This window comes from Lactiplantibacillus xiangfangensis, from assembly GCF_001438845.1.
Classification (GTDB): Bacteria; Bacillota; Bacilli; order Lactobacillales; family Lactobacillaceae; genus Lactiplantibacillus; species Lactiplantibacillus xiangfangensis.
The window spans coordinates 69389-85608 of the sequence record NZ_JQCL01000054.1; the positions used below are offsets into that span (position 1 = coordinate 69389).

Annotated in this window: 17 protein-coding genes and 1 riboswitch; of the genes, 4 read left to right on the forward strand and 13 right to left on the reverse strand. The window is 46.9% G+C overall.

Annotated elements, in window-relative coordinates; all coding sequences use genetic code 11:
• Positions 1-368 precede the first annotated feature (368 nt).
• The 3 genes from IV64_RS04760 to IV64_RS04770 all read right to left on the reverse strand — a co-directional run bounded on the left by IV64_RS04760 (position 369) and on the right by IV64_RS04770 (position 2791).
• Entirely contained in the window at positions 369-1490 is a 1122-nt protein-coding gene (locus IV64_RS04760; RefSeq protein WP_237757314.1) for a cation diffusion facilitator family transporter, read from the reverse strand.
• Between the two features lie 156 nt (positions 1491-1646).
• Positions 1647-2033: a DUF2255 family protein gene (locus IV64_RS04765; RefSeq protein ID WP_057706001.1), complete on the reverse strand. Its 387-nt coding sequence runs from the start codon at positions 2031-2033 to the stop codon at positions 1647-1649.
• Positions 2034-2047: 14 nt separating this feature from the next.
• Positions 2048-2791: an SDR family oxidoreductase gene (locus IV64_RS04770; protein WP_057706002.1), complete on the reverse strand. Its 744-nt coding sequence runs from the start codon at positions 2789-2791 to the stop codon at positions 2048-2050.
• Between the two features lie 142 nt (positions 2792-2933).
• Between IV64_RS04770 and IV64_RS04775 the strand changes: the two genes are divergently transcribed.
• On the forward strand, positions 2934-3821 hold the full coding sequence (locus tag IV64_RS04775) for a LysR family transcriptional regulator (protein ID WP_057706003.1): 888 nt from the start codon (positions 2934-2936) through the stop codon (positions 3819-3821).
• Between the two features lie 52 nt (positions 3822-3873).
• Here the strand turns inward: IV64_RS04775 and IV64_RS04780 are convergent, their stop codons facing one another.
• Both IV64_RS04780 and IV64_RS04785 read right to left on the reverse strand, forming a co-directional pair.
• Positions 3874-4734, reverse strand: coding sequence for an aldo/keto reductase (locus tag IV64_RS04780; RefSeq protein ID WP_057706004.1), 861 nt, complete (start codon positions 4732-4734; stop codon positions 3874-3876).
• 4 nt (positions 4735-4738) lie between these two features.
• A complete protein-coding gene (locus tag IV64_RS04785) occupies positions 4739-5608 on the reverse strand; it encodes an aldo/keto reductase (protein ID WP_057706005.1) in 870 nt (289 codons plus the stop codon).
• 116 nt (positions 5609-5724) lie between these two features.
• Between IV64_RS04785 and IV64_RS04790 the strand changes: the two genes are divergently transcribed.
• From IV64_RS04790 to IV64_RS04800, 3 genes are all read left to right on the forward strand, one after another.
• On the forward strand, positions 5725-6462 hold the full coding sequence (locus IV64_RS04790) for a LysR family transcriptional regulator (protein ID WP_338033739.1): 738 nt from the start codon (positions 5725-5727) through the stop codon (positions 6460-6462).
• 262 nt (positions 6463-6724) lie between these two features.
• On the forward strand, positions 6725-7195 hold the full coding sequence (locus IV64_RS04795) for a DUF2975 domain-containing protein (RefSeq protein WP_057706006.1): 471 nt from the start codon (positions 6725-6727) through the stop codon (positions 7193-7195).
• On the forward strand, positions 7192-7404 hold the full coding sequence (locus IV64_RS04800) for a helix-turn-helix domain-containing protein (protein ID WP_057706007.1): 213 nt from the start codon (positions 7192-7194) through the stop codon (positions 7402-7404). Before IV64_RS04795 ends, IV64_RS04800 begins: the two co-directional genes overlap by 4 nt.
• A gap of 130 nt (positions 7405-7534) precedes the next feature.
• On the opposite strand, the gene ribH is transcribed toward IV64_RS04800, so the two are convergent.
• The 8 genes from ribH to IV64_RS04840 form a co-directional block, all read right to left on the reverse strand.
• On the reverse strand, positions 7535-8002 hold the full coding sequence (gene ribH, locus IV64_RS04805; RefSeq protein ID WP_057706008.1) for a 6,7-dimethyl-8-ribityllumazine synthase: 468 nt from the start codon (positions 8000-8002) through the stop codon (positions 7535-7537).
• A 15-nt stretch (positions 8003-8017) separates the two neighbouring features.
• On the reverse strand, positions 8018-9226 hold the full coding sequence (gene ribA / locus IV64_RS04810; RefSeq protein WP_057706009.1) for a GTP cyclohydrolase II: 1209 nt from the start codon (positions 9224-9226) through the stop codon (positions 8018-8020).
• Positions 9227-9231: 5 nt separating this feature from the next.
• Positions 9232-9831 carry a riboflavin synthase gene (locus tag IV64_RS04815; RefSeq protein ID WP_057706010.1) on the reverse strand — a complete coding sequence of 200 codons (600 nt, stop codon included), beginning with the start codon at positions 9829-9831 and terminating at the stop codon, positions 9232-9234.
• Positions 9831-10901, reverse strand: a complete 1071-nt coding sequence (gene ribD, locus IV64_RS04820) for a bifunctional diaminohydroxyphosphoribosylaminopyrimidine deaminase/5-amino-6-(5-phosphoribosylamino)uracil reductase RibD (protein WP_057706011.1) — start codon at positions 10899-10901, stop codon at positions 9831-9833. The genes IV64_RS04815 and ribD overlap by 1 nt, the downstream gene beginning before the upstream one ends.
• 151 nt (positions 10902-11052) lie before the next feature.
• Positions 11053-11190, reverse strand: a riboswitch (FMN riboswitch).
• A 262-nt stretch (positions 11191-11452) separates the two neighbouring features.
• Positions 11453-12886, reverse strand: coding sequence for a vinyl phenol reductase (locus IV64_RS04825; RefSeq protein ID WP_057706012.1), 1434 nt, complete (start codon positions 12884-12886; stop codon positions 11453-11455).
• 16 nt (positions 12887-12902) lie between these two features.
• Positions 12903-13637, reverse strand: a complete 735-nt coding sequence (locus tag IV64_RS04830) for an SDR family NAD(P)-dependent oxidoreductase (RefSeq protein WP_057706013.1) — start codon at positions 13635-13637, stop codon at positions 12903-12905.
• A gap of 3 nt (positions 13638-13640) precedes the next feature.
• The gene (locus IV64_RS04835) at positions 13641-15134 is read right to left on the reverse strand and encodes an FAD-dependent oxidoreductase (protein ID WP_057706014.1); all 1494 of its coding nucleotides are present in this window, start codon (positions 15132-15134) and stop codon (positions 13641-13643) included.
• 99 nt (positions 15135-15233) lie between these two features.
• On the reverse strand, positions 15234-16106 hold the full coding sequence (locus IV64_RS04840) for a LysR family transcriptional regulator (RefSeq protein WP_057706015.1): 873 nt from the start codon (positions 16104-16106) through the stop codon (positions 15234-15236).
• Positions 16107-16220 lie beyond the last annotated feature (114 nt).

The window sequence follows — 16220 nt, forward strand, 5'->3', positions numbered from 1 at the left end:
AACCAGAAGCATTCGAAACTGCTGAAAAAGTCGGAAATCTGAGATTTTTAGAAACAGATTCCCAAAATATGTAGTCAAATAGCCAGCAAAGTGGGAGAACTTATCCGCTTTGCTGGCTATTTTAAAGCTTGAGTGGGGCATTTTAAAATGACTGTTTTATTTTTCAGCAGTCCCCCAAATTTCTGCTTGGCTGTTCATATTACCATTTAGTTATCTTCTAAAAACAGCTGGCTAAGACATTAATCATCGCGTTCCACCGTTGACCATTGCGTCAATCATCATTAGCCTAAGCTTAACAAATCAAGGCCATATCAACACCTAGAACCACTACCCTTATTAGCCACGCCGTGATGTTAACCGCATCAATTCTAATCATTTACTACCGGATTTAAGTCAGCCGGAACAGTCATGACGTTCGTCGCCATAACACTGAATTGCGCCCACATCATCGTGTTAATTACTTGGCTTAATTCATAAATCTGAACCGCCGTAGAGTCACCATCAACAGCGATCGTGACATCCAACAGAATTAAATTACCATCGTAATGCGCCCGTAAAAAGGTCACCCGCTTTACCGCCTTGAGGCTTTCAATCTGTGTTTGATACCGTTTCTCCAGATACGGGTCGAAATAATCGACTAAATTTAAACTACTCTCTTGGAAAATATGCAGTCCAGCGTGGAAAATATAAATCCCTAGCAACATACTGGCCACACTATCTAACCACGGAATTTTTAACCAAGTCGTTCCAAATACCGTTGCCACGGTCACCAGACTCGTCAGTGCATCACTAAAGGTGTCCCGACTAGCCGCCGTTAAAGCGGCATTTTTTAGTTTCTGACTCCAATGGTGGTTGACTATCCACAAGATCAAGAGGGTGAGCCCTGAAAACGCCGCACCAAAACCAGCAATCGGTAACGGCGTCTTCGGCGGTACCTTGGCTAGTAACGTCTGCCCGCTTTGAAACATAATTTCCAGTGCAAGTCCCATCATGATAATCCCGGTAATCAAAGTATAAATCGTCTCAAAACGGAAGCGGGACTGTTGTATGCGGGGACCCATTGATTTCTGTTCAGCCGGAGAGATCGGGGCCCCGAATAAATCATCATCATGAGTTTCAGTCGCAATGTATAATCCTGTTAACAAAAGTCCCGTTGAGACAATTCCAGATAGATTATTAAACGCATCCGCCCGTAACGTTTGCGAATGTCCAAGCCGCGCGTAGTAGTACTCTACTAAGAACAGTGCAAAGTAAACGACGACATTCGCCCATAGGCGGCGACGCGCCGTCTTTAAACTACTAACAACCTGGTGCTGAATCTGCTGCCAGTCGGTTGGCTCAGGTGTCTTCAAAATAATCAGTCCTTTGTATTTTCTTAACAGCGTTAACATACGACTAGCGACTAAATTTTCAAAACAAAGCCACCGGAAAATCACCATTTTAACCGATTGCTTAACGGAAGTTGGTAAAGCGACTGACTTAAAATTCAATCGTTACCACCAAAAGGCAAACCAGTTGTGCACATTTCGGCTAAAAAAATAGCGAACCAAAAATCCTAAATGATTTCTGATTCACTATGCTGAGTGACGTTCCAGTCTCGATGATGCGTGGCCTTACGAGACTAAACGCCCATAAGTGGTTGCCCACTAATTAGTACCACGGGGCAACACCCGTAACGTTGATTGGCGTGGGCCAGCTTGAATCATCGGCCCTAAATACGGACTATCCGCATATTTGCGCTGATAAGCCTGGTCAATTTGATCATTCAGATTAGCATTCCTAATGGGCTCAAACGAAATTTCATGGTTGGCCTTAGCCAGAAACATCCGCCCCGCACATTGGGTCGTCGCCGAACGATACCAGCGTGACTGAACGCCGTTCCAAGCCCGAATATATAAATCTTGATCAACAACGACCGACCAAATCCACGTCGGTGTCCCATAGGTTTTGCCATCACTATAAAAAGGTGACACTCGAAAATCATCGGCGATTGCAAAACACTTTAACTGGGCTGCTGTCCATTTTTTTGTCATCGTTTAATCCCTCATTACCATGGCTGGTCGGTTGGTCCAACCGTAAATTCGTTAACGTTGGTATCTTCTGGTTGGTCAATGGCAAACGCAACGACATTGGCAACCCGATCTGGTCCAATCTGATACTGATCGTAAATGGCAGCCATCCCCTTAGCTGATTCGGTATCGGTAATCGTTTCAAGCAGCTCAGTACGAATGGCAGCTGGGTAAATGGTTGCCGTCCGAATATGACTGTTTTCTTGTGCCGATTCCATCCGCAAAACTTCCATTAAGTCACGAACCGCCCACTTCGTTGCACCGTAGACCGCACCGCCCGGATAAGCTTTAAGACCAGCAACTGAAGAAGTCGTGATCACGTGACCTGATTTTTGCGCTTTGAAGGTTGGCAAAACAGCGGCAATCCCATTCAAAACACCCTTGATGTTAACGTCGACCATTTGGTTCCATTCATTGGTCTTTAATTCTGAGAGCGGTGAGTTTGGCATCAGGCCAGCATTCAGAAAAACAACGTCAAGGCGGCCGAAAGTATCCTTGGCAAATTGGACGATCCGCTTATTCGCTTCAGCATCCGTGACATCCAGCGTTTGGTAAACAGCGGTTCCACCGGCAGATTCAATTTCTTTAACCAAGTGTTGGAGTTTTTCTTCACGCCGGGCGCCTAAAACTAACTTGGCACCTTTCTTTGCAAGTAACATTGCGGTTGCGGCACCAATCCCACTTGAAGCGCCGGTAATAAGAACAACTTTATCTTTAATCATTTCTACGACCCCTTATATTTTTCATTAGATTATTATTTGCTTCAACAAGCTATGCACTTAGAATACGGCTTGACATAGTCCATGTCTAATGCTTAGATTAAATCAATAATCATGCTTTTTAGTTATAGCAAGGAGTCTTCTTATGGAATTAAGAGTGTTACGTTATTTTCAAACGGTCGTCACTGAACTGAACATCAGCCGCGCCGCTAAACAGCTTCACGTTTCGCAACCGACGATTTCGCGGCAGTTGCGTGAGCTAGAAGCTGAACTCGGGGTGACGTTATTTGACCGTGGTAACCGGACCATCAAATTGACGACGGCCGGCGAATACTTCTCTCACCGGGTCAACCAGATTCTTGATTTAACGGATAAAACCGTCGAAAACATTAATGAAACTTTGACGATCAGTGGCTCAGTGACGATTGGCACCGCTGAAGCCCGCAGCTTTTTAAACGTCGCTCAGGCCATCAACATCCTTCAAGAAAAGTACCCAAACATTACTTTTAATATTAATAGTGCCTACGCTAACGATATTCATACCAACCTAAAATCCGGTAACTTTGATTTCGGGATTGTCATGGATCCGGTTGATAAAAGTGATTATAGTTTTCTGCGGCTCCCCGGAGAAAGTCGCTGGGGACTGCTGGTTCCAAATTCATCACCGCTAGCTAAGCTAGACCACCTATCACTCACTGATTTGGAACACCAAAATCTGATTATTTCGAGTCAGCGCGGCGTCAATAATTTATTGCAAGACTGGTTTGGTAACAGCACCCCCAAGTTTAAAACGGTGGCCACTTATAACTTGCTATATAACGCGTCATTGCTAGTCTCAGCGGGTGTCGGCTACGCCCTTTGTGTCGACGGGATTATCAACACGAACCAATCGGACTTAACTTTTGTCCCCCTTGAGCCACGGCTCACCGTCGGAACTAGTTTGGTCTGGGTCAAAAACCAACGTTTATCACCAGCTGCGAATGCGTTTTTAAAACAGCTCGCCGCCAATCTGAACTTACCCTTACCTAAATAACAAAATGCAGGTGACACCCAATTTGAGCGTCACCTGCATTTATTTTTCTAATTTAGTCGTTCGCATGAACATCAAAGGCACCCAATAGCATTTCCTGAACCCCGTCAGCATCCGGATCATGCCGACCTTTACCAGTATCCAACTGTTCGATTGTCGTCATTTCAGTTGGTGTGAGTTCAAAGTCAAAAATATCGAGATTACTCTTGATCCGCGCTACGTGCACGGATTTTGGAAATACAATGACGCCGCTTTGATTTTCAAAGCGCAAAATAATTTGGCCCGCGTCTTTCCCATACTTTTCAGCTAATTTCGTTATCACTGGGTCATTTAACAAGGCCCGATTGCCTTGGCCCAATGGCGCCCACGCTTCCAACTTAACGTCATCCACTGCTAATAGCGCTCGCAATGATTTTTGTTGAAAATAAGGATTGAATTCCACTTGGTTTACGGCTGGTTTCGTCGCAAACTGGGGCACAAACTTTTCCCAAATTTTAGGCGTCATATTGGAGACCCCGATCGACTTGATCTTACCGGCTTGTTTGGCAGCTTCCATTGCGCGCCAAGCCCCGGGAACGTCGCCGTAAGGTTGGTGAATCAAGTAAAGATCCATGTAATCCAGTCCCAGCTTGGTTAAAGAGGTATCAATGGCCTTCGTGGCGGCGTCAAAACCAAAGTCTTGTAGCCATAATTTGCTGGTCACCCAAATTTGGTCACGCGGAATACCGCTATCCTTGATAGCTTGGCCGACTTCAGCCTCGTTAAAGTAAGCCACCGCGGTATCAATATGCCGATACCCCAATTTCAACGCTTCGCTTACGGCCTGATACGTTGAACCGTCGCTTGGAATTTGGAAGGTACCAAACCCAATTGACGGGATCTCACTACCATCGTTTAATTTAATTGTTGGTGTCATTAGCTTACTCCTTTAGTTTTTTGAGACTTGAACCGAAGATTTGCTCAATCGTTACGGGGTCCCGATGATCAAAGAATTGGCTTTCGTGGCGATCAAGACCAGCCATTGTTTGCATTTCCACATCACTCAATTCAAAATCAAAGACGGCCATATTTTCGACCATCCGGGCTGGATGCACGGACTTTGGAATTACCGTAATTCCGCGTTGTAATAACCACCGTAAAATCACTTGGCCAACGGTCTTGCCGTGGGCCTGCGCAATTTTAGCAATCGTTGGGTCCGTGAAGATACTGTGCTTGCCTTCCGCAAACGGTGCCCAAGCTTCCACCCGAACATCCTCGCCTTGGTTAAAAGCGACTTCGGTTGATTGTTGGTACCACGGATTTACTTCAATTTGATTAATGACTGGTTTGACGGTCATGGTAAGTTCCAAATTTTTTAATTGATCCGCGTAGAAGTTAGAAACACCGATTGCCCGGATTTTACCTGCGTGGTACGCCTCTTCCAATGCCCGCCAAGCGCCCATGGTATCGCCGTAAGGTTGGTGTAACAAGTATAGGTCCAGGTAGTCTAAACCGAGGCGTTCAAGTGAAGCATCGATACCCTTCTTAGCCCGGTCATAAGTAAAGTCTGAAACCCATAATTTAGAAGTAATGAATAGGTCTTCACGTTTGATTCCACTCTTTTTGATGGCGCGGCCAACCGCAGCTTCATTTTGATAGGCCGTTGCCGTATCGATTAACCGGTAACCAGCGTTTAGCGCTTCAGTTACAGCTGCTTCACATTCTGATAAATCCGGCACTTGAAAGACTCCGAAACCCAGTTGGGGCATTTCAACACCGTTGTTTAATTTTACCGTTGGAATAGTTGTCATTTGATTTTCCTACTTTCTTTCGTTTATCTGTGACTACCTTAACCCCAGCCCGATCGTTTGAAAATTACTACTTTAGCATGCTAGTATACAAGTAACGTATACTGAGGTGAATTGAGATGTTAGATAACTACTTACTGCAAGAACTCGTGACCTTTGCCGCCACCGGCACCCTTGCCAAAACCGCCGAACAACTTAACGTCACCCAACCAACGGTGACACGCGGATTGCAAAAGTTAGAAACCGACCTTGGCGTTCAACTCTTTGACCGCCAGCCGAATCGCATTAGCCTAACCGCAACGGGGCAGTTAGCCGCTAAAAAAGCCGCCACCTTACTGCAAGCAAATCACGATTTAGTAACGACCATTCGTGACTTTGATAAGACGCAGCGCGTGCTGAAACTGGCCACAACCATTCCGGGGCCGCTACTCTTATTAGCACCATACGCTAATTCTGCTCACGTTAACGTCGCCTCACAACTTTTGTCAACGAACGAAATTGGCCCCGCGTTAAAAAGACATCACTATTCCGTCATTTTTTCTAACCAATCCATTAACACCGACCACATCAGTTCCAAACTGATTGGTGTGGAAAAACTATCGGTTCACCTCAACAAGTTTATGTACCAAGCGAATCAGGAAAAGATTACTTTTGCGGAACTTAAGGACCTCAGCTTTATTGTGATGAACAATAAAGCTGAGGTCCTTGGCGCCAGATTATTCAAAAAGCAATTCCGGACGCCCACTTCTTCTATCAAGGACAACGTGACGCATTTTCTGAAATCACCCGTTTTTCGGACTTTCCCTTTTTCAGTACAAACCTCGCCCCACTGGACCCCGCTTATCAAGCGCCTTTAGCCAATGATGACGGCCGCGCCACCCTGCCCATCATCGATAACAGCGCCAAGATGGCCATTTACGCGACCTATTTGACCCGGGACAAAAAACAGGTGGGACCACTACTTAATCAATTGATTAAGACGTTTCCAGCGGACTAATAAACATATTCGGGCTAATCCAATTTAATGGGATTGGTTTTATTTTATCGATAATCATTATTTTTTTATTGATTATCGATAACTAGTGCGTATAATTAAACTAAAAAGTTGAGGTGTTCGTCATGAAAAAACAGACGCTATTACTCAAACTAGCATTGATCGTCATTAGTTTGTTAATGATTTTAGCCGCAGTGATCGTCGTGCCAACGATTCTCAAAAATACCCACACCGATTTAGGTGGCCTCGTTTGGCCATTTGGCATTGGCTTCTACGCCATGATTGCCTTGGTGCTACTAGCTGTTTATCAATCCTGGCAGTTGCTCACCCTAATCGATCAGCGCAACGTTTTCACCGCTCCTTCCGTTGCTGCCCTGACTTGGATCAAGCGAGCGGCTTATAGTGTCACCATCATCTTCGCCGCCCTGCTTCCGATTTTTTACGTGTGGGTCCAGGCCGAAGACGCTCCCGGCCTACTACTATTGGCACTCATTTTAACGGGTATCGCCTTCGTGATTGGCTTATTCGCTAATATTTTAGCTCAGTTATTAGCCAGTGCCATTCAGATCAAGACAGAAAACGAGTTGACGATATGATTACAATTAACTTAGATCTCATGCTCGCTAAACGTAAAATGAGTCTGACCGAACTCTCCCAAGCCGTTGGTATCACAATGGCAAACCTTTCGATCCTAAAAAACGGTAAAGCCAAGGCGGTCCGTTTTTCCACTTTATCCGCTATCTGTCGTGTCTTGGATTGTCAGCCCGGTGACTTATTATCCTATCAAAAGGATGACTCGATTTAATGTAAAAAATACCGCTAATCAAAGAACGTCCTCGGAAATTCTCAATTGGAATTTCCGAGGACGTTCTTTGATTAAGACTACCAACTAACTCAGTTAAGTCAAAATTGCAGATGCTTTTACCACGCACTAATTAATTCAAAACTTGGCGTTTTAAATTAATCATCTCTAAAACACTCAGCGCACAATCGGCCCCTTTATTGCCACCTTTAACACCAGCACGATTAACGGCTTGCTCCACCGTATCGGTCGTTAACACACCAAACATTGTTGGTAAGCCCGTCTGCAGCCCAACTTGGGCCACCCCTTTAGAAACTTCGTTACAGACGTAATCATAGTGCGAGGTTTCGCCACGAATGACGGCCCCCAGCGTAATTAAGCCGTCATATTTTTGCGTTGTCGCAAGTTGTTGGGCCACTAATGGCACTTCAAATGCGCCGGGGACCCACGCTACATCAATATCGGTTGCCGTAACCCCGTGACGGACTAGACTATCCTGTGCACCCGCTAATAATCGTTCGGTTACAAAGTTATTGAACCGTGCAACGACAATGCCAATCTTTAACCCGTTGCCTTGATAATCACCACTAAAAGTTGTCATTTTAACTGACCTCCACTATAAATTTACCGACAATTGATGATGAAACTTATCGCGTTTCGTCCTTAAATAGCTAATATCCGCCGCCGTGGCCGGCACTTCTATGGGGACCCGCTCAACAACTTCAATGCCATAAGCGGCTAATTGCTCAACTTTGTCCGGGTTGTTCGTCATTAGGCGAACTTTGGTAATCCCCAGTGCATGTAACATCGCGGAAGCGTGATCATAATGACGCTCATCAGGTTGGAATCCTAACTGAACATTAGCATCATAAGTATCCACGCCTTGTTCTTGTAAATGGTAAGACCGCAACTTATTCGCCAAGCCAATCCCACGGCCTTCCTGACGTAAATACAGCAACAGCCCGCGCCCGGTTTGACCAATCGTCGTTAACGCTGCCTGTAATTGTTGACCACAGTCACAGCGCTTAGATCCAAAGACGTCGCCGGTTAAGCATTCCGAATGCAATCGGAGTAATACCGGTTCGTCAGTCGTTAAGTCGCCTAATTGTAAAGCTAACTGCGGCTCAGCATCCCCGGAAAATTGCATCCCGGTCAATCGAAATTGGCCGTGTTCATTGGGTAATTTAACCGTTGGTAATTTGGTCATGGCTGGCTGGGTGTGGCGTACCCGGTAAGCTACAATGTCAGCTACCGTAATCATAGGGATCCTTAACCCTTCCGCTAACGCTTTTAGCGACTTGCGCCGCGCCATTAAGCCGTTCTTTTTTACAATTTCACAAATGTAGGCCGCTGGTTCAACTCCAGCCAACTTAGCTAAATCAACGGCTGCTTCTGTATGTCCGCGGCGTTCTAAGACACCACCGACTCGAGCAATCAATGGGAAAATGTGCCCAGGATGGTAGAAGTCTCCCGGTTGACTATTAGGATTAGCCACTTGTCGAATTGTCGTGGACCGATCAGCCGCAGAGATTCCCGTAGTGGTCGTCTGATGATCCAGGGAAACGGTAAAAGCCGTACCAAAAGCATCATGGCTTTTTGTCGTCATCAACTCCAGGTTCAAACGGGCCGCGATACTGGGTGCCACGGGGAGGCATAGTAACCCCCGCGCTGACGTAATCATGCGATTAACGGTTGCTGTCGTGGCTTTGGCCGCTAAACCAACCATATCGCCCTCGGCTTCCCGCGATACATCATCGGCGACAATGATCAAGCCACCTTGCTTTAAGGCTGCCAACGCCGTTTCAATTTTAGTTTCAACTGTCATATTCCTTAACCCCTCTCTGATCGTACTTGCTTAGTGATATATTTGCCTAAAATATCTGTTTCAACATTGACATGATCTCCGATTTTCAAGCATCCGAGCGTGGTACTGTGCTGTGAATGCGGAATCAAATCAATCTCAAAAGTGGTACTGGTCACTGCAACAACGGTCAAACTGACCCCATCAACGGCTACGGAACCTTTTTCAACGACTAACGCTTGATAAGCCGCCGGTAATTGGAAAAATAGCCGCAATGACGTTTGGTCAACTTGCCGACGCACTAATTGACCTTGGTAATCGACATGACCTAAGACAAAGTGACCATCCAACCGAGCACTTGCTGCCAAAGCCCGCTCTAAATTCACTAATTGGCCAGGCCGCAGTTCGCCTAGATTCGTCCGTCGAACACTTTCGGGCATCACATTGACGACAACATCGGGTGCTGCAATCGTAACCGCCGTTAAACAGGCCCCGTTGACGGCCAGACTGTCGCCAAGCTTGAAATCGGGTGTGGTGATGGTTCCCGCTGTAATCGTTAAGTCCAAGCTTTGGCCCTGGCGACGAACTTTCTTAACGCGGCCCTGCGTTTGCACAATGCCCGTAAACATCAGACCACTCCCTTCCTGAACGCAACAATCTTCAAATCGGTTCCTAAAGCGGTGACACTGGGCTGCTCAAATAGCACTGGCTGGCGAGTTAAATCGCCACTCACCATCGGTAACCCTTGACCGCCGTACATTGTCGGTGCGATATATAACAAGACTTCTTCGACTAAACCAGCCGCCACAAAATCGGCTTGTACCCGACTACCACCTTCGACTAATACGGATTGGATTCCTTTAGTTGCACACCAAGTGCTTAACTTTGCCGGCGTCCAATCACCAATTTGTACATGGACGTGGGGAATGGTCCGTAACACCGCATCACTACTAGCTGAGTGCCGACACAGTAACCACGTGGGGGCTGCTACTGACTGCACTAGCTGTGACTTTATGGCCACTGAGCTGTCATGCAATAACACAATTCGAACCGGTGGGTGAGCTAGTGCCCGTAACCGAACCGTTAAAGCAGGGTCATCAATCGTCAACGTTCGTTCACCAATAACGATTGCCTGATACTGACTACGCACTTGCTGGCTATCCAAGTAACTGGCATGGTTAGTCACCAAACTCCGCTGGCCGCGAGTTGCCGTTAACTTGCCATCCAGTGATACCGCTGCTTTGACCGTAATCCACGGCCGATTGTGCTGATAAAACCAGTTGTAGTGGGGATTCAATGCTTTGACTGCCGCTGCCAAACACCCCACCGTTACTTTTACGCCGTGAGCCTTTAAATAATCACGCCCACGACCGGCTACAATTGGGTGCGGATCAAGCTGACCGATAATAACTTGCTTGATACCAGCTGCCACTACTTGCCGACAACAGGGCGGCGTTTTGCCAAAATGACTACATGGTTCTAACGTCACGTACAACGTGGCGTTCCGCGACGTGGCTGCCGAGACTTGTGCCAGCGTTGCCACTTCTGCATGGGCCCCGCCAAAATGATGATGATACCCCATTGCAACCACCTGATTATCCTTAACCAAGACTGCTCCGACTTGTGGGTTCATATACGTGGCGGGACCACCGAGCCGGGCTTGTTCAATTGCCAATGCCATGTAATCTGTTGATAACATCTAACACACCTCCAAAAAAACACCCAATTATCAAATAGATCGATAATCGGGTGTTGGTTGAGTTGCTAAATAGATTTCGTCAGTGCGTACGTCAAAGAGAACCACTATTGGTTGCGCTTTCAGTACGACTGTCACGAAAAAAGCAGCACATTTGTTTCTTCTCCCATCCTGACTTTACAGTCGGTTCCAGACTCACACTGGATCAGCCGCGCGCACGCGGGTCACGGACTTCAACTACTTAACAGTTGTCACCGTCGGTCGGGAATTTCACCCTGCCCCGAAGAAATCGTATTTAGTTTTCATGAATAAGTGTAGCGATAGGTTAATGAATTTGTCAACTAATTTTCTATAATTCAACTTTATAACCGGCAGTTACAGCCCCGCGTATCAGCGACTTTCTTCATGCAAATTCAGAAAACTAACCGCATAGTGTCGACGTTCTAAGCGTAGCTCTACATCTAAAAGTTGCACAGATAGACAGACTAAGATTAACGCCATAAGACCAATTGATCTGACGACACTAACCTTAGTCTGTTTATCTTAAAACTAACTTATTTAATTTGTTGGACCGCGTTACGTCCGGAAAAGGCGGCGTATCCCGCCGTACTGCCGGGTAGTGTGACCGCGTACGTGTCCCCAACTAACATCCCAGCTGCGTCGTTTCCGGCAGCGTATAATCCGGGAACTGGGTAACCGTGACTGTTTAAGACCGCATTGGCTTCGTCTACTCGTAAGCCACCCAGCGCACACGCCATCCCAACACCTAACTCAACGGCGTAGAACGGCCCCTGACTCAAGCCGGTCAAGTACGGTGCCGCCTTACCGAAGTCCGCATCGGCACCGGATGCAACTAGCTGATTATAGTGCGCAATTGTTTCAGGTAACTGAACAAGGTTCAACTTTTCTGCGAGTTCTTCAACCGTCGCACCTTTGGTTAAGTACTTCGCGCCACTAGCCGTATCGTGCTCAAGTTCCGTTTGTAATTGGTCAAACTTGTCCGGCGAAACCGGTGAGTTGCCCACTTCTTTATATAACCCAACATGAGTCAGGTGGTCAATGGCGGCTTGGTCCAAAATGGAGAAGGTCCGGGCCTGCGTCAAAATGGCGCCACCGGCATGGCACATATTGTCATTAACATCCTCATTGACGAAGCGCTCACCACGTTCGTTGACCCAGAGAATGGCTTCCTGCGTTGCAGCGGCCGCTAACTGTGATGCCATGTGGACAAATGGTGGCTGTTGGCGGTCGTAAATCGCACCGCCACCGTACTGAATTGCGCCCATTTGATAATGGGCCGCACCAGCTTGCCAGGCCAACTGCATACCATCGCCCGTTGATTTACCGTCACTGACTGAGAGCAACCGCTTAAAGAACGGCGTACGTTTTTGAATTAATTCGGGATTATCCACGTACCCACCGGTGGCTAAAATGACGTTGTTCGTCTTCAAGTCACGCGTCTGACCGGTCGCCTCATTCATGACAACTAGCCCAGCAACTTGCCCGTTTTCCATTAGGACCCGTTCAGCACCCGTACTCATCGCAAATTCAATTCCGAGTGCTTGTGCCTTTTCAAATAAGACCGTGACCGCCGCATGACCGCCACCGGCAAAGCTATGAATCGTTGGCCAACTTTTACCCTGACCGCCGACCTTGCTGAACTTAACTCCTAGGTCGTGTAGCCAATCAATCGTGGCCCCACTCTGATCAATCAATTTCTTCAGATGGGGCGCACTCGCTTCATAATGCGAGTAGTCCAGTTCTGATTGGAGTAACTTCGTGCGGTCAATGTGAATGCCAGTTTGCTTTTGCAAATAGCTGTCAACACCCATCGCACCTTCAACGTAATTCCCATCGCCGCCAATCGTTCGGCCTTTTTCTAACACTAAGGTGGTCAAGTGCTTTTCACCAGCACTCACAGCGGCCGCCAACCCGGCTAAGCCACCACCGACGATGACTAAATCATACTGACTTTGTTTTGGAATCATGTTCAGTCCCCCTCGTCTATTTCAAACCAACCGAGACACCGCCATCACTCAAGATCGTTTGCCCCGTCATGAAGGTGGCCTCACTAGCAACGAAGACGAACACTTTAGCAACTTCAGCCGCCGTTTCGTAACGTTTCATTGGAACCGTTGGTAAAATTTTTTCAAGAAAACCGCCGTCGTTTAACGGGGTCTTCGTTAACCCTGGTGCCACACAGTTGACCCGAATATTATCCGCAGCGTAGTCCACCGCGGCGGCCTGCGTCATCCCCATAATGCCGTTTTTAGCAGCGTTATAGGCACCCATGCCACCAGGATTGTAAATACTGCCGAGCGCACCGGTATTCACAATTGAGCCAAAGCCCTGTTTCAAGAATAATTTAATTTCTGCACGCATGCAGCGGAAGGTGCCCCGTAAGTCAAGGTCGATCGTGCTATCAAAATCCTTATCCGTTAATTCCGCAAAGGGTTTAAGCGTCCCGCCACCGGCATTGTTCATCACGTAGTCTAAGTGACCAAAGTCAGCCATGATTTGGTCCAACCCGGCTTGAATACTGTCGTTATCCATCACGTTCATGACCAGACCGACGATTTTTCCGTCGTACTTGCCGGCCAAAGTCTTGGCAACGTCCGTGACTTTTGGATTATAGTCTGCCAACACGACATCGGCGCCCTGTTTGGCAAATTCTTCACTTATAGCAAAACCAATTCCTTGTGCAGCACCCGTTACCATTGCAACTTTATCTTTTAACATGAGCTATGCCTCCACTTTTGCTTGTTTCAAACTCTTAACGGCTTCCTGTGCGGCGATCCAACCAGAGACAAAGGCAAAACCGTTCGCAATGCCTTCATAACTTGGATAACCGTCAGAGTACAAGCCATTCACATTATTACCAACAACGTATAAATCCTTAATTGGCGCTCCCGCCGTCGTGACGGGTTCGCAATTGCGGTTCACGTTGACCCCATCCAAAGTCCCTAAGATGGCACAATGTTCCACGATTGCGTACACCGGACCGTCCGTCACACCAAATAGCAATTCGTCACTCGGCTTCAAGAAAACGTCGTCTTCATGCTGGTCAACAGCTTGGTTGTAAGATTGAACGCTGCGCTGTAAAGCTGCTAGTGAGAGGTTCAATTTAGTTGCCAAGTCCGCGAGTGAATCGGCTTTAACCACTTCTCCCGTTTGAATGGCCGCGTCAAAGTCCGTTTGAATATTTGGTAGTGGCCCAACGGTCGTCCGGGGTGTCTGCCCAACTTCACAAAATTGACGTTCGAACGTATCTTCTAGTGGAACTTCGTGCGTCTTAAAGTGGTCAAGCGTCTTTTGATCTAAGAGTACGTAGTATTTGCCTTGGACGTTATGCGCAGCGTTCGCCCACATTGCAAAGTCGTAAACGGCGTCCTCGTTGACAAACCGGTTAGCCGTTTTGTCCAACCATAACAACGGAAGATTGGTCAACGTTTCAACGCTACTGTCCCGCCGCATTGGGTTAATTTGAAGACTTGGGGCGCAACCATGCGCGAAGAGGACCGGGGTATGGGTCGTATCGGCACCGAGCTTTTTGGCTAATTTGATCCCCGTACCTTCTGCCTTACGTTCACCTAAATTTAAAAATTCATCGGCATCGGCGTACTTAGCTTTCATCATGTCAGGGTCACCGCAGTAACCACCGTCCGCAAAAATCACTTTGCTAGTTTCAATGCGCGTCTTCGTTCCCGACTGGTCAGCGACGATGACGGCCTTTAATCCGTCACTGTAATCCAGATCAACCGCGGCCGTCTCCGTCAAGACCTGATTGCCCTCCGCAATAAATTTAGCTGGTAATTGATCCCAGTTCGCCATTTTTTCCTTGAAATTATTGAACTTATGATAGACTAGCGGATCATTTAAATGCGCTTTTTGTTCACTTTGTTCCACCGTAACGGGCAGCCCCATGGCCGTCATCCGGTCAATGTTGGCGCCAGAAAGTTTCAAGAAGCGGGCTAATAATTCCCCGTTTACAAAGTAGTGGTTATAATCGGTCAATCCTTTGAAGGCCTCTGCGTAACCGTATTTAACGCATTGGGCTTGTTGCTGCTTTGAATTAACGGCGAAGACCCCATGAGCACCAAACTTGCCGGCACCACCAACTTTGTCACCACGTTCCAATAAAATAAATGGGATTTTTTGTTGGTATAATTCAAAAGCCGCCGAAATTCCTGCTGAGCCAGAACCGACTACGACAACCGCTGTTGATAACGTTTTCATTTTAAAATTCACCCTTTCATGCGAATTCATCTTTCAATAACTATATTGTATATTGATTCACAATTTAGGGCCAACACATAAAAGTTGTCACAGATAACCTCAGCTTATCGCTTGCGTTAAAAGTTTAAACACATCACTATTAGCCGTACTATTCATCGCAACGACCACTTTAAAAGCTTGTTTTAAATGCGCGGGTGTATATCTGTAGATATTTTCACAATTATCCGGAATTTTAAAGTTTTCGGGGACAAACGTTACCCCACCACTAAAGTTCACATTCATGCAGGCGGCCGCAAAACTATTAACGCCGGAAACCTGCTGATAGTCCCACGGTCCTTGGCGATAGGCCTTTAACATTGCTTCTTGAATATCGGAGATTCCGGTCGACTGCCAATATTGTAAGTAAAACGTTGATTTCCGGGCTAATGCCGGTAAGTCTTGCGGGTCGGGGGCCGTCGCAACTTCCGTAGCATTAAATAGCAAATCGAAATTGATCGCCTTAAACGGCACGGTCCGCAGTTTGGCATTATTTAAGAACGCCAACTCAAACCCAACCAGCATGTCGTAATCGCCCTTGATCAGGCGGCTAATACTGTGATTAAAGGCTTCTTCATCAAAATTAACCTGCATGCGCGCCGGAAATCGGTTTGCTAATTCAGCCGCATCGTCTGCTAGGCCTTGCAAAAAGTGAATGCGGACTAACTGATCAGGGTGCGTATCCGGGTGCCGCCAAATTTCATTATAGGAATTCAAAATATCCACAGCACGGTGATAGAATCGTTCCCCGACCGGCGTCAGCGCAAACTGCCCCGCGGAACGGTGTAACAAGCGTTGACCTAGTGAATTTTCCAATTTGCTGATGGCGGAACTGACCGCCGTCTCCGAAACATAATTCCGTTTGGCGGCCGAACTGAATCCGTGGGTCTGAACCACATCGACAAAATACTTCATTGGCATCAAGTTATAATTCATGACTAATCCCTACTTTCATGTCCGGTTTTGTTTGCGTAACTTCCAAGTTCGTAATCGTTGATTTCATTTTACCAGAAGCAAAAAATACTCGTAACGCCATACAAGAATTTGCAG